Consider the following 25744-nt stretch of genomic DNA (forward strand, 5'->3'; position numbering starts at 1 on the left):
CCGCGGGGATTCGGAACGGATTAGAAAATTTCTATTTTTTATCCCGTGCCAAGCCTTAAGATATCAGACTGTAGAGAATTGCAGAGATAGCAACAATACCAATTGAGGTGATAAAAATATTTGCCCAGAGCTGGCGATACTTTCTCATAGCAGGTACTTTTAAAATGGCATACATTGGCATTAGGAACAAAATTAAAGCGATTACAGGACCACCTAAGGTTTCAATCATAGTTAAGATATTAGGATTAATGGTTGCTACTGCCCAGCAGCTAATAACCATGAATATCTCAATGATTGTGTAAAGTTTCCGACTGCTAATTGTTTTACCGCGAGAACGAAGTGATTTAACAACCAATCCATGCAAGCCTTCACTTGCACCAAGATAATGGCCTAAAAATGATTTCGCTATGGCGATAAAGGCGATAATTGGAGCGATATAGGCGATAGTTGGTGTATGAAAGTGGTTAGCCAAATAAGACAGGATAGAAATATTTTGCTTTTTAGCTAAGGCCAAATCCTGCGGTGATAAACTAAGCACGCAACTAAATACGAAAAGCATCACAGTTACGACCATCATAATATGGCTATATTTCAGGATCCCTGAGCTTCTTAGTTCTGCATCTTTGCCATAGGTCTGCTTTTGATTTACAGCAAAGGAAGAAATAATTGGGGAATGGTTAAAAGAAAAAACCATAACTGGAATGGTTAGCCATAGGGTCATTAAAAAGCCATTGCTAGTTCCAGATTGAGTTAAGGCCTTGGTCTGGAAAATTGCATCATTCCAGTGTGGAACAAGGTAGAGCGACAAAATAATCAAAATACTAACAAAGGGATAAACCAGTACACTCATTGATTTAACAATGATCTCTTGTCCAAAACGGACAATCGCCATTAAAGCCATAATTAAAATAATAGCTAATAGGGCGCGTGGCGGAGCACTAACCCCTATCTGGTTAACAAGGAAACTCTCTGTAGTATTGGTAATGGCAACGCTATACATCAGCAAAATTGGATAGATGGCGAAAAAATAAAGCAGCGTGAGCAACTTGCCGGCAAACTTGCCAAAATGTTCTTCGACAACTTCAGTAATACCATTGTTTGCTGATGAACTGGAAAGCACAAAGCGGCATAAAGCCTGATGTGAATAATAAGTCATCGGAAACGCAAGGATTGTCATGATAATCAGGGGCCAGATGCCGTGCAATCCTGCATTTATAGGGAGAAAAAGGGTGCCTGCGCCGATTGCTGTGCCATAAAGGCTCAACATCCATACAGTGTCTTGTTTACGCCAGCTCGAAATTGCAACCGAAGCCTCATTAGCTTCATCTGACGATAATACAGAGATTCCTTCATGTGACATAAATACATCTCCATTTCAGCAATAAATTACGACCTACTTCCCAAGCCATAACTTCCCTATAACATGACTATTTTGCAAGCATTCTGTTCATGTTATCGCAAAGTCAATGGGATTTGCAAGATCTATATTTGATCAGTATGTATATTTTTAGGTTTGCAAAAAAGCAAAACCTACCCAATCAAGCACTAGTCCTTGATTCTTATCCTGAATCACTGGAAATCCATCAAAACAAGCATTCCATGCTTAGATATATTGCGCCCGACTCAAAACAACTATCGGTATTGAAGTAACTAACAAAGCGATAAGAGCTTTTGTCATGTTATTAATACAATTACCCCTAAGACGGAATAATCGTCATTTAGAGCGTCATCCATCATACTGAGGTGTTTAAGCATTTTCAACAGAATTGAAGGGGTTATCGTAAAAAGTGAAGTTAGTAAGCTAATAATTGAAATAGAAAAAAAGGTGTTTGTTGGCTGAGTTAAAGGGAAAACACAGTAATTGTTGAAGATAAAATGGCATCTTATTTGTAGAAGGGTATAGCGCTTAAATTTGCCAAAAATGTATATCGTATCTATGATAATAATCAATAGTTAGAATTTAAGTTTGAATAGGCTCAATTTTAAAAAATCAGCATAACTTTAAAGTAGGAAATAATTTAGCCTAAGGAGGGCTCTACAGCGCATGTGTATTGATTAGATGTACTATACTTGAGGTGCAAACTAAATATAAGGGAGATTAGATATGGTTCGCGCAAAGAAGTCTGCCAGCCAAAAGGCTGCTGTTGATATGCAAGAATACTATATAAATATCATAGACTGCATGCCCAATATTGTTTATCTACTCGATAAAAATTGCACATTAACAGGATGCAACAAAAATTTTCGTGATCTTTTCGATATCCAAAAACGAGACGATATTCTAGATAATCCACCCTATAAACTCCTACGCTCCATGGCACATTGGTCTCAAGAAAGAGTGGAAATGTTCAAACGCGATGACATTAACGTCATTGTTTCGGGCGAACCTACTTATGAGGTTGAAGAGGCCCCTGTCGTTAACGTAAATAATGAAATTGTCTATTACAAGTCTACGCGTATTCCTTTGTTCGATAAAAGCAAAGAGGTAGTTGGTTTGCTAGGGATCTATATAGATATTACTGAAACTAAAAACCTGAAAGAGCAACTCACCAAGGTTAAAGAGCAGTTGCAAGCCTATAACGCTCAGCCCAAAAGGCATCTTTCAGTTATAGAGTCAAAAAAAGAAGATGATGAGCTTAGAAGACCTGCAAAAGTATTGATGGTTGAGGATAACTCAGTTGCTCAAAAAGCAGCACAATCTTTATTAATGCAACTTGATTGTCATGTTGATGTCGCTGAATCAGGGGATAGAGCAATCTTATTATTTGAACCAGGTAAATACGATTTGGTATTTATGGATATTGGTTTAGAAGATACTTCTGGCTATGTGGTATCTAAAAAAATTCGTCAGATGGAAAATGGGACAGAACACCATGTGCCTATTATTGCTCTTACTAGCTATGAAGCTGATATTGTCAAATATGACTGTGATGATTACACCATGGAAGGGGCTCTCACTAAACCTTTGACTAGTGAACAAGCCAAACAAATTATCCAACATTATATTTATCATATTGATATACCAGTACGGGGTTTAAAAAGCATTAAGGGACAGATGAGTTAGTTAAGTATAAAACCTAGGTTTTAGGGTAGACTTTTCATTGGCTTGTATCTTTTTTGCGCCTCACTTCAACTAGTGCGCAGGCGTAGAAGCTTTCGTTTTGTAAAATTCAAAGCTTTACACCTTTATTTCATATTCAGTAAACTATCCTTCATTCAAGATCTGTTACTAAGAGTCAAGATGATTTTAACTGAAGAAATGGTCTTAAATCTTTTAAAATCGCAGAATTATATTCAAGTTCCCTTTCCCATAGAGCCAGAAATTCTTGAACAGGCTGTTAATGCTTTTTTTAAGTTTCTTGAAGAGCCTGCAGAAGTTAAAGATCATATCGATTTTAGTATTGCCCCTCAGCATAGAAGAGGGGATGTAGGCTATAAACATCGGGATGCTGGTGATCATATCTATAATGACAGCAAGGATTTTTTTCATTTTCATCCTGCTATATTAAAGCGCTATGAAGACTTCCTTGCTAATAATCCTGTCGTTGCAGACTTTATGTTTAAAGCAAAACCTATTTGGGATTTTGTTTCGCAAACTGTTTTTAACATTTTGTCTGTTCTTGACAAAGAATTTGCTGGAACGACAAAGAAAGTTTTTGCCACAGAGAACGTGCATATTTTACTGCGGTTTTTAAAATATGATTGGCAAGAATCGGGTAAGTATTTGGCCAAACCTCATTTTGATGCAGGCTCTTTTACCCTAGCCGTTACGGAAAGTTGTCCTGGCTTAAGGATTGGCTCCTGTCCTGAGGATTTAACCTTGGTTGAGCATTCTGAGGGGAATGCAATTTTTATGTTTTCTTCGAATTTTAAACAAGTTATTAACTCTGATGAGTTTTCACCTGGTTGGCATGATGTAATTCAACTTGATGAGGCTTATATCGGGAAACCCTTTGCGCGCTGGGCAATTGTTGCCTTTATTGATGCCCATGGTGTGACTGCCTTACCGCGCTCAGAAACGCATAAATGGTATGTGGCAAATCCATGAGTGCTACCGTTAAATATTCTCGATTACTATCCCTCGATGTGTTTCGCGGCCTGACAATTGCCTTGATGATCTTGGTGAATAGCCCCGGCAATCAAACCCCCTATGCCTGGCTTGAGCATTCGCCGTGGAATGGCTGTACGCTGGCTGACCTGGTTTTTCCCTTTTTTGTTTTTATTGTTGGCTTGTCGTCTGTCTTTAGTCTTGCCAAAGCTCGAGAGCTAGGTCATTTGACTATGCAGCAATTAGCCAACAAAATTTTCAAGCGTAGCCTCATTATTTTTCTACTGGGTCTCTTGCTCAATGTGCTTCCCAACCATTTTGATTTGACATCACTGCGTATCTTAGGGGTTCTGCAACGCATTGCTATTTGTTATTTTTTCAGCTCAATTTTATTTTTAACAACAGGTATTCGTACACAAATTTTGATACTGTTGGGGTTGCTCTTTGGTTATTGGCTATTAATGACCTGGGTTACTGTTCCAGGCTACGGGGCAAATAATTTAACCCTAGAAGGGAATATAGCCGCCTATGTTGATCGTATGTTTTTAGCGCCAGGCCATTTGTATGGAAAATTTTACGACCCCGAAGGATTTCTAAGTACTTTACCATCGATAGCAACGGCGCTGCTTGGAAATTTAACCGGTTACTGGCTTCTTACAGGCTCTAGTCCTAAACAAAAGTTGAAAGGAATAATCGCTTCGGGTTTCTTGGCCTTGATAGCAGGGGGACTATGGAGCTTATGGTTTCCAATTAACAAAACGCTTTGGACGAGCTCTTATGTTCTCTGGACTGGGGGGTGGGCGCTATTGGTTTTGGCGCTTTGCTATTGGCTAATTGAAATAAAGAAAATAAGCAAATGGTTTAAGCCCTTTGAGATCTTTGGCTCAAATGCGATGGCGGCTTATATTCTCCACGTCCTATTCCTAAAAATACAGGCAGTCATTCGTGTTTCTGAACCAGATGGCTCAAGCCTCAGTTTAAAGGTATTTATTTGCGATTCTTTATTTGGCTGGGCTTCGCCTGAAAACGCGGCTTTATTGTATGCCCTGTCTTATACGCTTTTCTGGTTGTTTGTTCTAACTATTCTTTATCGTAAGAAGATCTTTTTTAAAATTTAGCCTCTATATTTGCAATAGGCCCGGCCCTATTACAAATACGTACGTCATGTCGAACGTAGAGAGACATCTCCTGAGTGTGGCACTGTGCTAATCCCGGAGATCCCTCACTATGTTCGGGATGACGGGCGATGTTTGGGTGACGGGGGTGTCCTATTATCTATTTTCTCAGTGTAACTGAATTGATGAATCAGCTTCTTCTTGTATATGAAGATTCCTTGCATCATAGGCCGCATCACGCAACTCTTTTAATAAATCTTGTGAGCGAGTTGATTCCTTTTTACAAAACTTATCCCAGGTTGGATTTTGATGAGTTGCCAATTTGCGGTAATTCTCCCCATCTTCATATTTTTCAAGGATAGAATGAATTTTTTGCAGGTCAGTTTCAGCTTCACCGAGTTCGATAGCTAAATTATTGAGCACGACTGCCTTGTCTTTGGCTATACTATTATTGCTTTTACTCAGTTCTTCAGCATGATCTTCAACTTGTTGAATTAGAATGCTTATTCTATAGCTAGCGTGTTGAATAGACTTTTCGATGGTCTCGATCAATCCATTTAATAATTCGTAGGAAGTTGTTATATATTCTTTTTCCTTAAAAAAAGTATCAAGTTTTGGATTTTGATGGGTATTAATAATTCCGTTATTACTAGTCTCATTTAATAGCCTTAAAATCTCTTGTAACTTTTCTTTAGGGGTGAAATATAAATTAGTGCTGATCTGATTTATATCAGCCAATAGCTTATTCAAAACGGCTGCTTTTTGCTTGGCAATTGTTGTATTAACTAATTGTCTTTCTAATTGATTTGCATGCTCCTGTATTGCATCAATAGAGGCTCGCACATGAGCAGGGAGTGGAAGAATAGTTCTATTTCTCTTGAATCTTTCTCTGAACGCATCCTCACCTTGGCTTTGTTTGACTTGTTCAAGTCTTTGCATCTCTTGAAACATTGACCAGGCTTGTTTATCAGACACTTTATGATCGCTGAACCGATTTAATCTTTCCTTATAATCTAAAAATTGCTCCTGTACTTCATCATCCATTTTATAGATTGGCTTCTTGGGTGCTTGATAATCAAATATTTCATCATATTTATCAGCATATTTGGCTCCAAGTACAGCTTGAACATAGGCTGAAGGATGTACATTATTCCAGAACATATAATGTTCCTTACCTCTGTTATCAGGAGTAATTTTTTTATTTTGATAGTCTACATTCTTTTTATCTGCTTCAAATTTTTCTGACTCAGTGAAGTAATCAGTTAAAAGCTCCTGACTAAAGCCATAGTTTTCGGGATTGTGGTAGGCATCAGTGAAAATTGCGTTAGTATCAAATACATCAAAAAAGCATTCTGGGTATCGCTCTTTAAGCTCTAGCATTTTTGCAGCTAATCGCTCATTAAAATGAAGTGTTACATTATGAGCATTATCAATGTCGCTCTGATTGCCAGAGTTTTGAAATCTAGGTGTCAGAGAGAGGTCAGGAAGGTTTATAAGCACAAAATTTCTGTAACCTGCTGCAATCAGTTTTTCAATATTAGCGATCCGAGCGTCTACCGCTGTATCTGCAATGTCATTAGTAGGATTATCATGTACAGTGATTAAATCATTGGCACCAGCCCAATCAGTTACTAAAGTTGTTGCTTTCTCTTCTGCTGTAACTCCATATTTTAAGTCATCCTTGAAAAGCTCTTCTCTTTGCTTGTCGAGGTTAGATAATACGAGTCTGGCAAAATCATCTGTAGGTTCTTCGACTATTTCAGCCCAGCTAAAATCCCAATCAGCTGCAGTTGCACCACCAATAGCGTAAGAACGAATATAACGTTCACCTTTGAATAGGATTTCATTGGGATTATCAAGATTGAATGAGCCTCTGAACTGCTTAAAAAGAGCAGGCAAGTCATTTTCATCGATACTTGTAAGAATGCGTTTTATCCTTATGAATTCCTCATCAAGTTCATTGTCTAGCTCCTCGACAAGTGCCTTTCTCTTCGCTCTCATCTCATCAATAGTGAGATCAGCCATACCAAATGAAGCAAGCAAATCGACCCAACCAAAACCATTTGCAAAGCGGCCACGGGGTGAGTTTCCGGTTAACCCGCCTGCGAGCGCAAGCAAGTTATTTAACGCAAGTATTCCTCTATCTGAAAGGCTATCACCCAAAAATACTTTATGTTTAATCACTGGCTTTGGCATCGAAGTTCCAATAGTTGCTATGAATTTTTTAGTATACGAAAGTCTTATTCTTTTGTCTAAATAGTGCTAAATGTCTGTTTTTAAGCCAATTTGAAAAATTTTAAAAACCCCAAACAAAAATTATATTTGCACTATACTTAGGTTGTACTTGCTGAAAATTTTTCACAAGTACACCTGTAAGCTACGAGGGAGACAACTATGGGCTTGCGAAGAGAATATGATGATGACGATTTTCACTCAGTTTCAGATTATTCCTATGAAGAGGAAGAAGATACGGAGAAGATGAGTCATAAACGTCAAGTACGGAAAATGCTTGAAGAAAGGCTTGAGCGCAAACGTCTGAAAGAAGAATTAGACGATGAGCTAGATGGTGAATTTGACTGGGATGAATTTGATCGCTAGCCGGCATATTCACAACAGTTAATACACTGTTTCTCAGGGGAGCGGTTGTCGATGTTTGGCTGCTATTAGAGTATTTTGCAATAAGGTAGCAATAGTCATCGGGCCTACACCACCAGGTACTGGTGTGATCCAGGCTACCTTCTCCTGAGCGCGCTCAAAATCAATGTCGCCACGCAGTTTACCATTGGGTAAACGGTGCATACCAACATCGATAAGAATTTGTTTCTCGCTTAACCATTCAACATCAAGTACATCCTGAACCCCAGTCGCTACAACAATAATATCGGCGATACGAACATAGCGCTCCAAATCTTTAGTAAAGCGATGGCAGACTGCTACAGTGGCGGCGGCTAATAGAAACTCAGAGGCCATTGGACGACCAACAATGTTCGATGCGCCAATAACTAGGGTATTAGCGCCCGCAAGCGGGATGTTATGGAAATTTAATAAGTTAATAATTCCAAAGGGTGTACAGGGCCTAAGTAGAGGATTTCTCTGGGCAAGACGGCCGATATTGTAAGGGTGAAAGCCATCAACATCTTTATCTGGATTGATACACTCAATGATTTTGTTGGCATCAATAGAGGCTGGCAGTGGTAGTTGCACCAAGATACCATCAACATCATTCGAATTATTCAACCTACTGATTAAATGCAGAAGCTCTTCTTCTGAGGTACTTGCCGGCAAATCATAGGCATAGGAGTTAAATCCAACCTCATCACAGGCCTTACGTTTATTGGCAACATAGATATTAGAAGCCGGATCATCACCAACTAGAATTACTGCCAAACCTGGTCTGCGCTGGCCATTAGCAATCATTGTGCTTACGGTTTCTTTAATTTCTTTTTTTAGCTGGGTTGCCGCTTTTTTGCCGTCAAGAAGTAATGCAGTCATGATAGAAATAGAGGGAAGTTTGTGCGGATTATGAAATAGCCCGACTATTGTTGCAATCATAATTTATGTAAATTGTTAAATATAAAGTGCTTTGTGTTTGCAATGTGCTGGTTGAATAGTGCACAAAGGGCGTAAGGGTCACTAGACAAACCCATGCGGGTTGTTATACATTGGCCATTTTCAGCAGGAAATACTCATGCGTATTGCCTTAGGGGTTGAATACGATGGGAGTCAGTATCATGGCTGGCAAGCGCAGACAGGTCTTCATACTATTCAACAAGTATTGGAACAGGCATTAACCCGGGTCGCTGATCATAATGTTAGTGTTGTCTGTGCGGGTAGAACCGATACTGGAGTCCACGCAACAAACCAGATTATTCATTTTGATTGTGAAAAGGAGCGAACTATTCGTTCCTGGATACATGGCGCCAATTCATATTTACCTAAGGATGTTTGTGTAAAATGGGGGCGTGAGATGCCAGACAATTTTCATGCTCGTTATTCTGCAGTATCTCGACGATATCGTTATGTTATCTATAATGCACCTATCCGGCCTGCACTTTTGCGTAGCAATGTGACCTGGCAGTATCGGCAGTTGGATCATAAAGCTATGCAACAGGCGGGGCAGTTTTTGATCGGTGAGAATGATTACACCTCCTTCCGCTCTGTGGAGTGTCAGTCAAACACCCCTATGCGAAATGTGCATCAACTGCAGGTTACACGCAGTGGCGATTTGGTGATGATTGATATTACTGCCAATGCTTTTCTGCATCATATGGTTAGAAATATTGCCGGTGTACTTATAGCCGTAGGCTCAGGAAAAAGGCCAGTAAGTTGGGTTGGTGAAGTGTTAGAGGCTAAAGATCGACGATTAGGTGCTGAGACAGCACCTCCCTATGGCTTGTATCTTGTTGCTGTTACTTATCCGAAAGAATTTGGCGTGATACAGGCAAATCCAGGACCGCTTTTTCTTTGGGAGCGCTAAGTGATAACAACAAACCGTGTGCGGATCAAAATGTGTGGAATGATGCGCGAAGAGGATATTGCGCATGCTGCTACCTTGGGGGTTGACGCGATAGGGTTAATCTTCTCGCCCAAAAGCCCGCGGTTTGTTTCTATTACCCAGGCGAAAAAATTGCTGCGGAAATTACCGCTCTTTGTCGATGTTGTTGCAGTTTTAGATAACCCGTCTTCCTTGTTGGTTGATGAGATTATTAGCGAGTTGCCAATTGTCTGGTTGCAATTCCATGGTGATGAATCCCCTGAATTCTGCCAGCAATTTAAGAAGCCCTTTATTAAAGCAATGCAAGTTGATACAGCAGCGGCTATTTATAAATGTTGTGAAGCTTATCATCAAGCTTCTGCTATCTTGTTGGATACACCTTCCGCGACAAGTCGCGGTGGTACAGGTCAAACCTTTGATTGGGGATTGATTCCTAATAATTTAGACAAGCCGTTTATCCTTGCAGGGGGCTTGAATGCGGACAACGTCAGTGCTGCTGTGCAAAGATGCTCTCCCTATGCTGTCGATGTTTCCAGCGGTATTGAAGAGTCGCATGGCGTTAAAGACCACGAAAAAATGAACCAGTTTGTTGAAGCAGTATGGGGCAGAAAAGTATGAGTGAGAGAGAACTTCCTGACGAACATGGCCATTTTGGCCCTTATGGTGGTGTCTTTGTAGCCGACACCTTGATGCATGCCTTAAAAGAGTTACAAGAGGCTTACCAGCGTTATCGTTTTGATCCAGAGTTTTTAACCGAGTTGACCTCTGAGTTAAGTGACTATGTTGGCCGCGCAACACCTTTGTATTATGCCGAGCAACTCACGCAAAGAATTGGCGGAGCAAAAATCTATTTAAAACGCGAAGACCTTAACCACACTGGGGCCCATAAAATTAACAATACTGTGGGTCAGGCCTTATTAGCAAAACGCATGGGTAAAACCCGAATAATTGCTGAAACAGGGGCTGGACAGCATGGTGTTGCCTCGGCGACGGTTGCTGCAAAATTAGGTTTAGAATGTGTTGTTTATATGGGTTCAGAAGACATCAAACGACAAGCCTCCAATGTCTTTCGTATGAAGTTGCTTGGTGCCGAAGTGGTGCCGGTTACAGCTGGCTCAAAAACGCTAAAAGATGCCTTAAATGAGGCGATGCGCGATTGGGTATCTAATATAGACAATACCTTCTACATTATTGGTACTGTTGCAGGTCCACATCCTTATCCGCAAATGGTCAGGGATTTTCAAGCCATTATTGGCCGTGAAGCACGGGCACAGATTTTAGAAAAGTCCGGAAAATTACCTGATGCCTTGGTTGCCTGTGTTGGTGGCGGCTCTAATGCGATTGGTTTGTTTTACCCCTTTTTAAAGGATCAATCGGTTGCAATTTATGGTGTTGAAGCGGCTGGCAAGGGTCTTGAAACAGGCGAACACGCTGCTTCATTAATTGCTGGAAAACCCGGTGTTTTACATGGTAATCGCACCTATCTGCTTTGTGATGAACACGGGCAGATTAAGGATACCCATTCAGTTTCAGCAGGCTTAGATTATCCTGGGGTTGGTCCTGAACATGCTTATCTTAAAGATACTGGTCGGGTAAGTTATGTACCAATTACTGATATAGAAGCCTTAGTTGCGTTCCGTACTTTAACTCGCGTAGAAGGAATAATTCCTGCGTTGGAGTCGAGCCATGCAGTGGCTTATGCCATGAAGCTTGCCAAAACTATGCAATCCTCGCAGCAGATAATTGTCAATTTATCCGGGCGAGGCGATAAAGATATGCATACGGTGGCTAGTATTGACAACATCTCAATCTAAGGGCGAAAGAGGTTGGCTATGAATCGAATTGATAAAACTTTAGCCCAGTTGAAGGCTAGTAATAAAAAAATGTTAAGTCCTTATATTACGGCAGGGGATCCCAAGCCTGAGTTGACGGTTGCCTTAATGCATGGACTAGTTGCTGCAGGTGCTAATATTTTGGAAATCGGTATTCCCTTTTCCGATCCCATGGCAGAAGGGCCGGTAATCCAAGCCGCTATGGAGCGGGCGTTGAAATATGATGTCAGCTGTGACGATGTATTAACAATGATCAAAACCTTTCGCGAGAAGGATAAGGATACTCCAGTTATATTGATGGGCTATGTTAATCCCATTGAGCAATATGGCTATGAAGAATTTGCCAAGCGCGCTAATGAGGTCGGTGTAGATGGAACTATTTTGGTTGATCTACCCCCAGAGGAAAGCGAATCTGTAGCCCCAATCTGGAAAGCACAAAACTTGCACTCTATCTATCTATGTTCACCGACGACCACTGATGAACGTATGGCGATGATTGATAACTATGGTAATGGTTACTTGTACTATGTATCACTTAAAGGAGTGACTGGTTCAAGTGATTTTGAATTGGCTAAGGTTGAGGAGTCATATCTCTATAGAAAATCACAAACCAGGCTTCCCCTAATGGTTGGCTTTGGTATTAAAACAGCAGCAATGGCTGCCAGTGTTGCCAACTTTGCTGATGGGGTAATCGTTGGCGCAGCCTTAGTTAATCAAGTTTTTGAGGCCTATAGTGCCTCTGGTGACCCTATTGCAGCCGGTGCTTCTCTTATAGGTGAAATGCGGTTGGCGATGGATAAAGACGGAAAAAATCATGACTGAAAGTAGTGAAAAAAGAACACATTTTATTCGACAATTAGTGACTGAAGATTTAGCAAGCGGCAAACACCAGGAAGTGATTACCCGGTTCCCACCAGAACCCAATGGCTATTTACACGTAGGACATGCCAAGTCTATTTGCTTGAATTTTGGTTTGGCTGAGGAATTCAAAGGGCGTTGCTTTTTGCGCTTTGATGATACTAATCCTATCAAAGAAGAAGAGGAATATGTCAACGCTATCATTGAAGATGTGCGTTGGTTGGGCTTTGAATGGTGTGATATGACCCATTCCTCTGATTATTACCATGAACTCTATGATTTTGCTGTTGATCTAATCAAACAGGGCAAGGCCTATGTTGATAGCTTATCGATGGAAGAAATCCGTGCTTATCGTGGGACCTTACAAGAGCCAGGCAAAGAAAGCCCTTACCGCAATCGTTCAGTTGAAGAAAATCTTGATTTGTTTGCCCGAATGAAGGCCGGTGAATTTGCTGATGGCACGCATGTGCTGCGTGCCAAAATTGATATGCAATCAGGCAATGTCAACATGCGCGATCCTGTTTTGTATCGCATAAGGCATGCCCATCACCAACGAACAGGTGATGAATGGTGCATTTATCCCATGTACGATTATGCCCATCCTATCTCTGATGCCTTGGAAATGATTAGCCATTCGCTTTGTACCTTAGAATTCCAAGATCACAGGCCTTTATATGATTGGTGTATTGAGAATTTAACCCTACCAGCGCAGCCTGAGCAAACAGAGTTTGCCAGACTAAATCTCTCTCATACCGTAACCTCCAAGCGCAAATTGCGATTGCTCGTTGAAGAAAAGGTTGTTGAAGGCTGGGATGATCCGCGCCTACCTACTTTACGCGGCATGCGTAAGCGAGGTTATCCGCCTGCGGCAATTAAACAATTTTGTGAGTTAATTGGTATTTCACGTAGCGATTCCGTGATTGATATGTCCATTCTGGAAGAATGTGTGCGTGCTGAATTAAACAACAGCGCTAAGCGAGCTATGGGCGTGCTCGAACCCTTAAAAGTGGTGATTGAAAATTATCCCGATGATAAGGTCGAGCAATTAACTGCACAATATCATCCACAGGATCCGACCGCAGGAAGTAGAACTCTGCCTTTTGCTAGGGAAATTTATATTGAGCGTAGTGATTTTATGGAAGATCCGCCTAAAAAATACTTCCGTCTTGCACCAGGGACTGAGGTTCGCCTGCGCCATGCTTATGTCATTCGTTGTACAGAAGTTATTAAGGATTCCAAGGGTGAGGTTATTGAATTACGCTGCACCTATGATGAGAATACCCTAGGTAAAAACCCTGAAGATAGAAAGGTTAAAGGGGTTATTCACTGGGTTTCTTGTCAACATGCTCATCCAATTAAAATTTATCAATACGATCGTTTGTTTAATGATGCGAACCCTGCGCGTGAAGATGATTTTCTCCAGTTCCTTAATAAGAATTCATTGACAACCCAAGATGCCTTTTGTGAGCCTTCTTTGGTTGAACAGCCCTTGCATGAGGTTTTCCAGTTTGAACGCTTAGGTTATTACGCGGTAAATCAGCTGGAGCAAGGGAAGGTAAGTGCCTTTCATCGGGTAGTTGGTCTTAAAGATACTTGGGAAAAAATAAGCTAAGGGGAAGGCATGTTATATCTTTATAATTCATTAACAAGAACTAAAGAAGAATTTAAGCCTATCAATCCTGGCAAAATTGGAATTTATGTTTGTGGCATCACTGTTTATGATCGCTGTCATCTGGGCCATGCGCGCTCAATGGTTAGCTTTGATGTCATAATCCGTTTTCTGCGTTCCCAAGGTTATGACGTTAAATTTGTACGTAACATTACAGACATTGACGATAAAATTATTGTTCGCGCGAATGAACGTGGTCTAACAATTCATGAGTTAACCGCGCAATATATTAAAGCGATGCATGATGATACCAGTGCCTTGAATATTTTACCGCCAGATATCGAGCCACGCGCAACAGACCATATCGCTTCAATTATTGAGCTTATTAGTCGTTTAATAGAGAAAAACTACGCCTATGTTAGCGACAATGGCGATGTTTGCTTTCAGGTAGAACACTTTAAGGGCTACGGCAAATTATCCCATAAGGATCTCGAGGGCTTAGTTGCTGGAGCACGGGTTGAGGTCGTTAAAGAAAAACGCTCACCCTTGGATTTTGTTCTATGGAAAAAGGCAAAGCCTGAAGAGCCTAGTTGGCCTTCTCCTTGGGGAGAGGGAAGACCGGGCTGGCACATTGAGTGCTCAGCAATGGCAATGCATGAGTTAGGCGAGCATTTTGACATTCATGGCGGCGGTCTGGATTTACAGTTTCCTCACCATGAAAACGAAATTGCCCAGAGTGAGGCTGCAACTGACAAATGTTTTGCTAATTACTGGTTACATGTTGGCATGTTACAAGTCAATAATGAAAAAATGGCTAAATCGGTAGGCAATTTCTTCACCATAGAAGATGTTTTAAAAGATCATCATCCTGAAGTGGTGCGCTATTTCTTACTAAGCAGCCATTATCGTAGCCCTTTAAATTATTCTGAAGAAAATTTGCATAATGCCAAAAAAGCTTTGGAGCGCTTATATCAGTCCTTAAAGGATGTTGATCATGTTGATGCTGGACTTGATAATTCTTGGTTAGAGCAATTTAATCTCGCAATGAATGATGATTTTAATACCCCCGTTGCTTTGTCTGTTTTATTTCAGCTGAGTCGAGAAGTAAATAAAACGAATTCTATACAACTTGCCTTTACCCTAAAGCATTTAGCTGGAATTTTAGGCTTGCTACAAATTGACCCAGAATCCTTTTTACAATCAGGTCTTAAAGAGAATGAAAAAGATGAAATAGAACGCCTTATAGAAGAGCGACTACGTGCTCGAGAGGAGCGGAACTGGGCAAGAGCTGATGAGATTAGAAAAACATTGGCGGAACGAGGGATCGAATTAGAAGATGGTCCCACAGGCACAACCTGGCGGAAATAAAAGGATTGAGTAGAAAGTGGCTTGGATACAAAGTAATAGGTCACGTCCCCCCACCTCTTATCTAAGGAAAACCTTGATTACGCTGCGCTGCATCAAGGTTTCATTTAAAAGCCCTTAGCTGATATCAACTATTCTGCTAGCAGTTATCAAATCTTTGAATATTGATTTGCCCTAAAATCAATCTTTTTTGTTATTATTGTTCCTTTTGTTTAAAGGTAACAGCATGAAACGACGAGAAGACAGCTCTATCATTGATAGCTCAAATAATCAGAATAATAAAAGAGCAAGAATTGAGTCAGAAGGACAAATTACTACGATAGGACAATTTATAGATTTATTATCTAATAATTATGAGGCTCTTAGTGCATATACAAGGGAAGCTCGTATTCAGCCAGATCTGCTCGAAGGATTTCTTTATAACTATAATTTGTCAGTTTATTCAATAGAAATACTAAAGAAGTTGGCCGATAGCTTAAATCAATCTGAGTGCTACATTGCGGTCATGCATCTTTATTTTGAAAAAGCCTGCGCTGTGGGAAGTTATGAGTTAGTTGCATACATACTAGAGCATTGTGAGAATTTAGTGCCAGAGCATCACGAGCTAAGACCTTATAAAGAACTATTTTTAGCTTATCTAGCTGCTAAAGAAAGGGCCAAGAATTCAATTCATTAGTCCAATGTTTTGATTTATTGCAGCAATATCAACGGATTGAACCCGACAAATATGCCTTGTATTTAGCCTGTCTTTTCCGGAAAAAAGAGACAGCCAGCTTATTATTAAATCATCCAGATATTGATCCAAATTGTCTCTACTTAATAATGAATGAGAGAGATAGTTTTGATTTCGATCCAGCAGGATTAGCTGATAGTAATTTATCGGAATCCTTGATTGGCTGGATTGTTGCTGCTGATGTCGATGGATCTATTGGCGATTCATTACTGAAAATCGCAGAGAGATTAGAGTCTGAGCTAATCCTTGATCTTTTATGCTGTAAAATCTTAGTACCGTTAAGAAAAAGCGATTCAGAGTCATTAATTAATGCCTTGAAGAGCTTTGCTGCCTTAGATAGGGTATTTTTTCGAGAAAACTACTTGTTAGCCGCTCTTTTTGGTGAGATGGGGAGCAGACAAATGGATGTTAAACCAGTGATGTCTTATATAGTAAACGATGATTCATATAATTGGGCTGCGAAGTTAGAAAAAATAGACGAGGATGAGTTAGACAATTTATTTTCTGATTCAAATGCTAAGTTGGCTTGCGATATGATTGGAGTGTTATTAGCTGCACCACAGTTTTATCCGTTTATACTAGTTAGCCAAGGTTTGCTGTTTATATCAAGAGGGCTTAACAACTTTCAGACTTGTTTGCAGCGACAATATTAAGAAATTATCGATTGAAGAAATTCAGCAGAATCTTGTATTGCCATTACTAGAATGTTTTGAGCACAATCCGGAAATCATTCGGGGGCTAAGAGTGAGTTGGGCAGCTACAGCCATCTTTCCTGAAGCAAAATTGTTGTTAGAAGATTGTGCTACAAATTATCCCGCTTTTTTTCAATCGCGTAGAAAAGCAGGTGGGGAAGTTAACGGTCATTGGGAGCAAAATTCTTTCGAAATTTAAATAGACTCCAGGATCATCGTTGTTCTTGCTTAATCAGCGCGAGGCTTGGCTACACCAGGCTTCGGTTCTTCATTTTGACAAAATCTGCGCTTAAAGACAGCTTAAATGTTGCAGACCTAAAATGTAGCTCTTCTCTAAATTCAACCTACATCTGCGTATATCTAACTTATTGAAATTAAGCGAAAGCCTACAATTGAGCATAAAATATGCATGTTTAAATTTGTTAAATATCAAAATTTGAACTAAGTTTAATTTAATGAACCAAATGAGCCAGAAAGGAGTCAGCCAGTGGACCCATTAGGTGAATTAGAAGATTCTTTAGCCTACATGTTTGAGCTGCAGAAAACACAAAGTCAGGGGAAATATATAAATCCCTTGATTGATGAATTGCATAAGGCCCTTGATAACTATAGGGAGGACACAGGAGATTTGTCCGATTTGATAGATGCTTTAAGCAATGCTTATCCTGTGATTGAAAACTATGTTGATACCTATGAAGTCAAACAGAAAATGGACGTTTTGGCTGGTAATAAAGGGGAGTCCATTAGTTGGTATACACAAAGCAGGCCTAGCAATGCCCCTGCAATTGATTATGCAAGCCTGGTCTCCGAGGGAGACAATGATTTTGTTTCTTGGCTTTCACAAAGAGTAGGGCAAAACTTTACGAAGCTTGATGGTGAAAGACAGGTGCAAATCCTATTGACTGAGCAAGGGCAGAAGGAGTTACGGGTCAAGTTGGGTGTTCATTTGCATAGAAATCCAGACTTCTTATTGAATTTGGCAATGATTTCTACAAAGAATTTTATCCGCCTGATTTCAAGCCGGCTTGGTTTCAAGTTTGAAAAAAAACAAATTGCTAAGGCTATTCATCATCATGGCAAATCATGGCTCGATGACAGTCTTGACCCCTTTGAGCAGGTTGAAAAGTTAATTGCCTTTCTTGATAAGAAACTAAGCCCCAAAGGTCATACTATTGAAAAATTACTAAATGACCCTATTGCCAAAGCTGAATTGGAAAAATCTCTTTTCATTCAGTTCTATAACAGCCCTGAATTTAAAAACAGGGAGGATGATGGGGATAATCAGTTAAAAATGGGGTAGTTAAAAATCTCCAGCCTCGTCACTTTAATTTAGCTTGTCCCCCAGATCGCCGCGAAGGATTCCCTGAATGTAGCACAGTGCCAATCCCGGAGCTCCTTCACTGCGCTCACAAACACGTACGTCATGTCGAACACAGAGAGACATCTCCTGAGCGTAGCACTGAGATCCCTCACTATGTTCGGGATGACGGGGCCTTTATCGATATTTGCCCAAAAGGGGCTGAGTTGCTCAGGACGAACGGAACTTTAATGCTCACTAGTTACCCGAAGAATCTCCGCAAGAGAAGTATCCCCAGCTAAAACGCGTTTGAAGCCGTCTTGGCGAATTGTAGGTACTGCGGGGCGTAGATGGTTATCAATAACTTGTAAGCTTTCATTGCGATGAATCATGCCGCGGAGGGCTTCATCCATCGGAATTAATTCGTAAATACCGGTTCTACCTCGATAACCATGATGATTACAATGTTCACAACCTTTGGGTTCTCTAACTAAGGATACATCTGTACTGGCATCAATACCCATGAGTTCGCGCTCATCATCACGCAGGTTATGGGGCGTTTTACAATGAGGACAGAGCTTTCTCACTAAGCGTTGGGCGATTAGTCCAACAATACTTGAGGATAATAGAAAGGATTCAACGCCCATGTCATGTAGTCGGTTTAGGGCACCTAAGGCAGAGTTTGTATGTAAGGTTGATAAAACCAAGTGACCTGTGAGGCTAGCCTGTACAGCGATATCTGCAGTTTCCAGATCACGGATTTCTCCAATCATCACCACATCGGGATCCTGACGCAGGATAGCGCGTAAGCCCTTAGCAAAGGTCATTTGTACTTTGGTATTGACCTGAGTTTGTCCTATTCCTGGTAAATCATATTCAATAGGATCCTCAATAGTCAGGATATTGCGTGTGACCTGATTAAGTTCAGTGAGCATGGCATAAAGAGAAGTAGTTTTACCGGAACCGGTTGGTCCGGTAACCAAAATAATGCCATGGGGCTCGGCAATCATCAGGCGCATGGCATCCATGGTGCTTTGGGGCATCCCAAGAAGACTTAAATCAAGTTGGGCTGCTTGTTTATCAAGAATCCTTAATACAATCCGTTCACCGTGGTTTGAGGGAAGGGTTGATACACGTACATCAATATTGTGGCCGCCAATGCGCAGGGCTATACGCCCATCCTGAGGAATACGCTTTTCCGCTATATCCAGCTTAGCCATAACTTTGACACGAGAAATAACTAGTGGGGCAATAGCGCGCTGAATTTCCAAAACCTCATGCAAAACACCATCTATGCGGTTACGGACTAATACGCGGTTTTCATAGGTTTCAATGTGAATATCAGAGGCTTGCTGTTTGATTGCCTGGGTAAATAGAGCATTGAGCAGACGAATAATCGGCGCATCATCCTGGTTATCAAGTAAGTCTTCACTGGTTGGTAACTGCCCAGCTAAGAGAGAGAGATCCATATCTTCTTCCATGCCCTCAGCAGCATCAAGAATTGACGATTGAGATTGGTATAGCTGTGCTAAATGTTGTTGAAACTCAGCTTCATTGACTTCTTGAAATTTTAACTCGCCTTGTAATAAACGTTTTACCTCCGAAAGTACAGACAAAGAAGGGCTAGCTAAATGATAGACTTTGAGATTTTCACCCTCAGGAACAGCAATGATGCCTTGGCTTTTAGCAAAACTATAAGGTAGGCGTTTCGATTTATCGTTATTTTCCATAGCCTTACTTTGTCATGGTAATAGGAGGCCTTGGCCTTAGGTTTGGTGGTGGTGCACTAAAGGGTTTAGGCAACTTGGCTCGGCTTAATGACGGTAAAATCATCGATTCATTTTCTTTGTTATATTCTTCTTGACGCAGCCAATCGAGCTCATAGTCACGAATGTCATTGTATTTTCCACCAGAAATTTCGACTGCATCGCGCTCATTTCTTAAAATAACAGGTCGAATAAAGACCATTAATACTCGTTTTTCATGATTATTAATATTGTGTTGGAATAAACGACCAATACCAGGAATATCGCCGACAATAGGTATTTTTTTATTGTCATCACCCAGGCTATTTTGAATTAGGCCGCCAAGGACAACGATATCACCACTTTCGATATGAACGGAGGTCACAATTGCGCTGATATCAAAGATTGGGTTTGTCGAGTTAGCGGCGCTGGCTGGGTCGATAGTATCATTGCCCTGATCAATTTGTAGCTGAATACCTTTACCACGGGTAATTTGTGGTCTGACATAGAGATGAAGTGCCACATTAACGCGATCGAAGGTTTGATAGGGACTGGCTGTTGTTGTGCCTCCCGCATTGTTAGGATAGTTGGTTGAGGCAACCGATACTTGTTTACCGACCAGAATTTTAGCTTGGCGGTTATCAAGTACAACCACGGAGGGGGTTGATAAAATATTGGCTTTTTGCTGCGTTGCTAAGGCAAAAATTTCCGCCTGATAATCGTTAAGGTTGGTCTTTGAGTTAATAATTGCAAAGCCAGGTCTAAAGCCATCTAAGGGTTTTCCTGTTTGCCCATTAGAACCCCATTCTATACCCAAACTTTTAACATCACGCTCATTGACCTCAGCAACAAGCGCTTCAATGAGTAATTGAGCTGGACGAATATCTAATTGTCTGATCACTGCTTTTAGAATGCGGATAATGCTTACTGGCGCATTGATAATAATGGAGTTTGTGTTCGGTTCAGCGATTATTTGTACGGTTGGTTTGGTTGAACCCTCATTTTGAGTCGTAGCTCCGGTTGTATTTGCAGTAACTGATGATGAGGGTGTTGGCGTGTTTGGTTGGGCAGGCGCTTGGCTATTGCTATTACTACTACTTGAGTTAGGAGCAAGGTTCGAAGCAGGGTTGGTGCTATCTAATTCAGGTCTGGTGATCGTACCAATCGTTGTACCTACATTGCCACTGAAATTGGCTTGGGCAATGCCCGCTAAGATAGGAACCAAGTCTTCTGCACGCAAATAGTTAAGATAAACAACTTGGGTATTAGCGTCATAGCCAGCACCACCTTGGTTATCGAGACGTTGAATTAATAAACGCAGCTTGATTCGCTCAGTTTTAGTACCACTAAGCAAAATAGCATTAGAACGATCATCAACCGCAATCATCGTTTGGTTGTGTCCTGTACCTGCGTTACCCTGAGTTTTAACTAAATCTTTCAGGGTACTGGCAACATCCATGGCTAGCGCATGTTTTAAGCGAACCATATCAATACCATTCGCGGACGAGGTATCAACCTGTTTGATGATGTTTGATAGTTGTCTAATATTTGAAGCACGCCCAGAAAGAATAAGCATATTTGAGGGAGGATAGGCTGCAATCGAGCTCCATTGTGGCATTAAAGGGCGCAATACAGGGACTAGCTGTTCTGAGGGTACATACTGAACCGGAATTACTGCAACCATCATTTCATCACCACGCGGCGGGTTTCTGAGTTGGCTGAGCAGATCAGGTGAAATTGTTTTGGCGTCAATATTCGGAACAACCTTAATCACATCACCACTAGGAATTGCTGCATAGCCAGAAACCTGGAGCATAGAAAGAAAGACTTGGTATAGCTCTTTATTGGACATAGGCTTGGAGGAAACAATAGAAATTTTTCCTTGTACACGAGGGTCAATTAGAAAGTTTTTCCCTATTACTCGTGAAACCTCTCCAATTACTGCTCTGATATCAGCACTCCTTAAATTCCATAATTTCTTATCTGATTTAGTTTTCGCTGGTTCCTCGTGGTTAGTATCCTCATCCTCTTCGTCCTCATTATCATTAATTTCATTGACTGGGGCAGGTGCAGCTTGCTGTTGAGCTGCTGGTTGAGGTTTAACTGTACTGCTAGGTTGCGCAGATTTATTTTCTGTATCTTCCTGAAGTTTCTTTTTTAGATCCTGGGCAACAGCATAATCGCTAACAGGGCCAATATTGACAAAGTACTCTTGTTGGTTTGTTGGATGATCAATAGTTATTGGCTGGCTAAGGGATGAGGAGAGCTTAAATTTCAGTTGCAAGGCATTATTTTCATGGGGGAAAGATCCAACACTCACAATGTAAGAGGGTTTACCATCCTTGCTAATAGTTTTAATAGCGACATTGGTAGCAAAAGCATAGTTTAGGAAAAATTGTACTAATATGTAAAACGCCAGTTTTCGCATTAAACAACCATCTAATAATTGTAATACCACTTTGACGTGGCGACCCAAGCTGTTTCTACAACTAACAAAGACATCGCAACTAAGCCTAAGAAGATACATTACCGTCAGCACCAAATCAATGAAAGAGAGCTTTGAGTCGGACAAAATTTTTAGAACAATTTCTGTTATCAAAATTTTAGATAAGTCATATCAATACATGCAGTTGTACATAAATAAGTCATATGGTTTAAAATCCTTTCTGCTTGAAATAATTAATCAAGTACCTCTCATAATTTACAGGAAATAAAGAATGCAACTAAAGCAAGAGTTAGAGAAAGAAATTGGTAATAGATCACAAGCTACTCCAGAAGAATTTCATTCCGCATACCTAGATAAAGAAAGTGGAAAAGAAGAGCTCGGTCACAGCCATCCCTATTATGAGAGATTATTTCTCTCTTTTTATAAGCAATTAGTTGATAAATTAGACTTTTCGCGTCGAAATGATGATAAAAATGCCCCTCAAGCTGAATTTGAATCTTTAGTCTATGAAAGAGCAGAATCATTAACCCGTCATTTTATTAAACGAAAGGTAGGTGCTGTCCAAGAACCAGCTCCTTTTGATAGTCACTCGGGTTTATTCTTTGATCCTCATTTCCATCTAAACAGTATCTACGTACAGGAGCATCCTGAATTTCTGTTACTGCTGCCAGCTTATGACAAAATTTATAATCTGCTGACTGATGCTTCGAAATCTGCAGAGCCAGAAAAGAGATTACTTAATGACGGGATCATAAGGGATGTCCAGTATTTTAATAACCATCCTCAATCTACAGAAAATCAGTCCGGCGATGTAGTAGTCAATGAAACCTCGGGTTATCACCGTGGAGGCAATCTTGTCTCTAAGAATATTTATAATGACAGCCATCACCACTCATCAGATTACTGTGGCCATGAATTTCGAACTAATGAGAGCGATTTAAGTAAATATATCGAGTTGATGATTAAAAAGGGAATGGAAACGATCCGTTTTCATATGGGAGAAACCTTGTTACCTATAGACGGGAAAGAATCTGTTGAACTATTACTCAGATTAATAGACCAATATGCGGATGCTTTGCAGGGCAAAACCTTAAGAATAGGGCATGGCACGCATATGGGAATCGATAGCATGATCCAATGTGCCCAAAAGCAACTCTTTGTTGAATCTTGTTTATCCAGTAATAAGGAAACAGGAGTTGTTGCGAAGCGCCATGAATATCCTTTAGGTCTAATGCTACTTTTAGATGTTCCAGTTGTGCTTGGCACCGATGGAGGAGATATGTATTACACCTCCCTTGCTAAAGAATATGCCTATGCTAAGAAGGTCTTAGCAAAATTTATTGAAAAAATAACCCAGAAATTACCTGAGCCTGTTGCCTTAGCGAATGGTGAGGTTTTGACCTGTCGCTATATCAAATCTTTGGATACCATGCAGGTTTTAGCTAACATGCAAGATGATGATGTCGTTAGCTTTGCTGATTTGGCTAAATTAAAAGGACTTGAGGATCGTCTAAATATGGGGCGATTAATCAATAACATGAATCAATTAGCCTATAAAATGACTGGGAATCAGGCATTTACTATTCAAGTTAACGAAAAAGACTATATTGAACCTAGCTTGCAAAACCTAGGAACGGCAAATACAACGACTACAACTACAACCATGAGTTCTGTAGGATTTTTCCCTAATAGCCTGGTAAAGGATTCCAATTCGAAAAGCAAATTAGTTTGCTCTTATAGTTATGAGGCTGAGGGGATGGCTATCCATTTTCCTAGTGTTGACGTTGCCGCTGCAAGATATAAAAAACTGCCAGATGCATGTAAAGCCTATTGTTCCTTGAGGGGCTCGGAGATTATTCTAAGACATGCAAATCCAAGTAGGCAGCAGGGAGCTTATATTGCACGGAATGGTGAGATTGGATTGTCATTCGATAATAGTGCTGTTCGCGACAGATTTGCTGATTTAGTTGGAATTGAAGCTAAAGATGGAGCAGTCTACTTGAATAGCAAACCACATGATCCAAAGGCAGCTGATCAATCGCATAAAATTTTTATTGTGGACACTAAGTTTTTCCAAAACTCTTCAGCCACTAAATGTATTGCGGAGCTTACTTGTTATCGTAGAAAGATTGAAGCTACTCCCTCTGCTCAAGCGGAAGTAAAAGCAATTAATTCGATGATTTATCGTCTCTTAGGCGATGCAAGCGTACAGTTCTCTTGGCAAGAGGTAAGAGCATTCAATAAGCCAGGATCACCCTTACAGAAAATTATTCAACATAGTGCTGCAGCAAAAGAGGCATTAGCGAATAACGAAGGGGATAAGTACTCTATGCAGTAGAAACTGGTAATTTCCGCGGCCTGGCCCTGAGAGATGGCCACAAAAATTAGACAGTAAAAATCCAGTGACTTACTTACCCCGTTCGGGCTGAGCAACTCAGCCCCTTTGGGGCAAATATCAGGAAAGAACTTCGAATCAGAAGCCCCTCATCTATCCTTCAGACACCGTTCTTTGATAGGAGTGGCGCAAGCCACGTCTCGAAGGCTTTGCACAGAGGCTTCGAGACAGCGCTTTGCGCTTCATCAGCCCGAGCGAGCCTGGTGCGGTCTGGTCAAAACAGTTTTACTGTCTAAATTTAGTGAGGATCTCTCAGGACTTGCCCGCGGGATCTATTTAATCTATATCGCGATTTTATTGAGGAAGCAGATTTGCAGCAATTTCAGCAACAGCCAGAGCTAATTCAGCTGATTGTTTATCCTCTAAACTCCAGGCTGCTGAGAGTCCCGCATAGGCGAAGATCCATTTCAGAAGCCTCTGCTTATTAAGCTGTGCTGCCTCTGCAACAATCTGAAGCTGCTGTAATAAGCGTCCAGGCCTAGTAGCAATAATTTGGTCTGGGTTACAGAATAGATTTGCATAATCATAGCCACGCTCCCCTTGTAAGTGCTTGGGATCAATAGCAAGCCAGCCACGTGAACCAAAATCTAAAATATTGCCATGATGAATATCGCCATGTAAGACAACAACATCTTCGGGGCTATCAAGTAATTCTTTTGCAACGGCATAACTCTGTTTAAACATACCGCCTAATTGTGAGGCTGCCGCCTCAAGGCTTCTAAACCAATCTGATAGTGCTAATAGCTTCGGTGGTGATTTATGCTGCCCATGGAGCTGAGCTACAACAGAGCAAATAATTCGGCTTGCCTCATCATCTTGGTCAGAGCTAACCATAGTCAGCAAAGAGCTCTTTTCTTGCGCACGTTCCATTAATAGAGCGTCCTTCTCATGTTGAAAGACTCTTGCCGCCCCTTGTCCATTCCACCAAACCATCAGAGAGGCTCCCCAACGCTCTTCTGCAGATGTCGAAATTTTAAGCATTGCCGCTTGGTTTTGATAGCGAACTGGGAGCAGCTGGCTGCTATGGGTTAGGATCGCTTCGCCATCAACACAAAGTTGCCAGCGCGACAGATATGGCTCAAAGTTAACAGGTTGCATAATTCCCATAAGCACC

The 25744-nt window shown here is 40.8% G+C and carries 20 protein-coding genes; 14 read left to right on the forward strand and 6 right to left on the reverse strand.

From position 1 onward, the window contains the following. Nucleotides 1-55 precede the first annotated feature (55 nt). Nucleotides 56-1360, reverse strand: a complete 1305-nt coding sequence (locus BN1094_RS16660) for a serine/threonine transporter (RefSeq protein ID WP_044012275.1) — start codon at nucleotides 1358-1360, stop codon at nucleotides 56-58. 744 nt (nucleotides 1361-2104) lie between these two features. On the opposite strand from BN1094_RS16660, the gene BN1094_RS16670 reads away from it, so the two are divergent. The 3 genes from BN1094_RS16670 to BN1094_RS16680 all read left to right on the forward strand — a co-directional run bounded on the left by BN1094_RS16670 (nucleotide 2105) and on the right by BN1094_RS16680 (nucleotide 5166). Further along, nucleotides 2105-3064 (forward strand): response regulator, encoded by a 960-nt coding sequence (locus BN1094_RS16670; RefSeq protein WP_044012277.1) that lies wholly within the window; start codon nucleotides 2105-2107, stop codon nucleotides 3062-3064. Between the two features lie 177 nt (nucleotides 3065-3241). Then, on the forward strand, nucleotides 3242-4048 hold the full coding sequence (locus tag BN1094_RS16675) for a hypothetical protein (protein ID WP_044012278.1): 807 nt from the start codon (nucleotides 3242-3244) through the stop codon (nucleotides 4046-4048). Beyond that, entirely contained in the window at nucleotides 4045-5166 is a 1122-nt protein-coding gene (locus BN1094_RS16680) for an acyltransferase family protein (RefSeq protein ID WP_044012279.1), read from the forward strand. Before BN1094_RS16675 ends, BN1094_RS16680 begins: the two co-directional genes overlap by 4 nt. Nucleotides 5167-5331: 165 nt before the next feature. Here BN1094_RS16680 and BN1094_RS16685 read toward each other — a convergent pair whose 3' ends face one another. After that, the gene (locus tag BN1094_RS16685; protein WP_044012280.1) at nucleotides 5332-7359 is read right to left on the reverse strand and encodes an SGNH/GDSL hydrolase family protein; all 2028 of its coding nucleotides are present in this window, start codon (nucleotides 7357-7359) and stop codon (nucleotides 5332-5334) included. Nucleotides 7360-7557: 198 nt separating this feature from the next. Between BN1094_RS16685 and BN1094_RS16690 the strand changes: the two genes are divergently transcribed. After that, nucleotides 7558-7761, forward strand: coding sequence for a PA3496 family putative envelope integrity protein (locus tag BN1094_RS16690; protein WP_044012281.1), 204 nt, complete (start codon nucleotides 7558-7560; stop codon nucleotides 7759-7761). A gap of 33 nt (nucleotides 7762-7794) precedes the next feature. On the opposite strand, the gene folD is transcribed toward BN1094_RS16690, so the two are convergent. Continuing rightward, nucleotides 7795-8655, reverse strand: a complete 861-nt coding sequence (gene folD / locus BN1094_RS16695) for a bifunctional methylenetetrahydrofolate dehydrogenase/methenyltetrahydrofolate cyclohydrolase FolD (RefSeq protein ID WP_044012591.1) — start codon at nucleotides 8653-8655, stop codon at nucleotides 7795-7797. Nucleotides 8656-8851: 196 nt separating this feature from the next. On the opposite strand from folD, the gene truA reads away from it, so the two are divergent. From truA to BN1094_RS16740, 9 genes are all read left to right on the forward strand, one after another. Then, entirely contained in the window at nucleotides 8852-9640 is a 789-nt protein-coding gene (gene truA / locus BN1094_RS16700) for a tRNA pseudouridine(38-40) synthase TruA (protein ID WP_044012282.1), read from the forward strand. A 3-nt stretch (nucleotides 9641-9643) separates the two neighbouring features. Next, entirely contained in the window at nucleotides 9644-10276 is a 633-nt protein-coding gene (locus BN1094_RS16705) for a phosphoribosylanthranilate isomerase (RefSeq protein WP_044012592.1), read from the forward strand. Beyond that, nucleotides 10273-11472, forward strand: a complete 1200-nt coding sequence (gene trpB / locus BN1094_RS16710) for a tryptophan synthase subunit beta (protein ID WP_044012283.1) — start codon at nucleotides 10273-10275, stop codon at nucleotides 11470-11472. Before BN1094_RS16705 ends, trpB begins: the two co-directional genes overlap by 4 nt. Nucleotides 11473-11490: 18 nt before the next feature. Then, complete coding sequence (gene trpA, locus BN1094_RS16715; RefSeq protein WP_044012284.1) at nucleotides 11491-12312, forward strand: tryptophan synthase subunit alpha; 822 nt, start codon at nucleotides 11491-11493, stop codon at nucleotides 12310-12312. Beyond that, entirely contained in the window at nucleotides 12305-13960 is a 1656-nt protein-coding gene (locus tag BN1094_RS16720) for a glutamine--tRNA ligase/YqeY domain fusion protein (protein ID WP_044012285.1), read from the forward strand. Before trpA ends, BN1094_RS16720 begins: the two co-directional genes overlap by 8 nt. A gap of 9 nt (nucleotides 13961-13969) precedes the next feature. Next, nucleotides 13970-15325 (forward strand): cysteine--tRNA ligase, encoded by a 1356-nt coding sequence (gene cysS, locus BN1094_RS16725; protein ID WP_044012286.1) that lies wholly within the window; start codon nucleotides 13970-13972, stop codon nucleotides 15323-15325. A 223-nt stretch (nucleotides 15326-15548) separates the two neighbouring features. Continuing rightward, complete coding sequence (locus tag BN1094_RS16730; protein ID WP_044012287.1) at nucleotides 15549-15998, forward strand: hypothetical protein; 450 nt, start codon at nucleotides 15549-15551, stop codon at nucleotides 15996-15998. A gap of 17 nt (nucleotides 15999-16015) precedes the next feature. Further along, nucleotides 16016-16708: a hypothetical protein gene (locus BN1094_RS16735; RefSeq protein WP_044012288.1), complete on the forward strand. Its 693-nt coding sequence runs from the start codon at nucleotides 16016-16018 to the stop codon at nucleotides 16706-16708. A 526-nt stretch (nucleotides 16709-17234) separates the two neighbouring features. Then, a complete protein-coding gene (locus tag BN1094_RS16740; RefSeq protein ID WP_044012290.1) occupies nucleotides 17235-18047 on the forward strand; it encodes a hypothetical protein in 813 nt (270 codons plus the stop codon). A 245-nt stretch (nucleotides 18048-18292) separates the two neighbouring features. Here BN1094_RS16740 and lspE read toward each other — a convergent pair whose 3' ends face one another. Both lspE and lspD read right to left on the reverse strand, forming a co-directional pair. Next, on the reverse strand, nucleotides 18293-19774 hold the full coding sequence (gene lspE / locus BN1094_RS16745; RefSeq protein ID WP_044012291.1) for a GspE family T2SS ATPase variant LspE: 1482 nt from the start codon (nucleotides 19772-19774) through the stop codon (nucleotides 18293-18295). A 4-nt stretch (nucleotides 19775-19778) separates the two neighbouring features. Beyond that, complete coding sequence (gene lspD / locus BN1094_RS16750) at nucleotides 19779-22217, reverse strand: GspD family T2SS secretin variant LspD (protein WP_044012593.1); 2439 nt, start codon at nucleotides 22215-22217, stop codon at nucleotides 19779-19781. Nucleotides 22218-22506: 289 nt separating this feature from the next. Here lspD and BN1094_RS16755 point away from each other — a divergent pair, with 289 nt between their 5' ends. Beyond that, complete coding sequence (locus BN1094_RS16755; protein ID WP_044012292.1) at nucleotides 22507-24573, forward strand: amidohydrolase family protein; 2067 nt, start codon at nucleotides 22507-22509, stop codon at nucleotides 24571-24573. A gap of 351 nt (nucleotides 24574-24924) precedes the next feature. Here the strand turns inward: BN1094_RS16755 and BN1094_RS16760 are convergent, their stop codons facing one another. Continuing rightward, complete coding sequence (locus BN1094_RS16760; RefSeq protein WP_218054623.1) at nucleotides 24925-25737, reverse strand: aminoglycoside phosphotransferase family protein; 813 nt, start codon at nucleotides 25735-25737, stop codon at nucleotides 24925-24927. Nucleotides 25738-25744: the final 7 nt, after the last annotated feature.

Source organism: Legionella massiliensis (assembly GCF_000756815.1).
GTDB classification, from domain to species: Bacteria; Pseudomonadota; Gammaproteobacteria; order Legionellales; family Legionellaceae; genus Tatlockia; species Tatlockia massiliensis.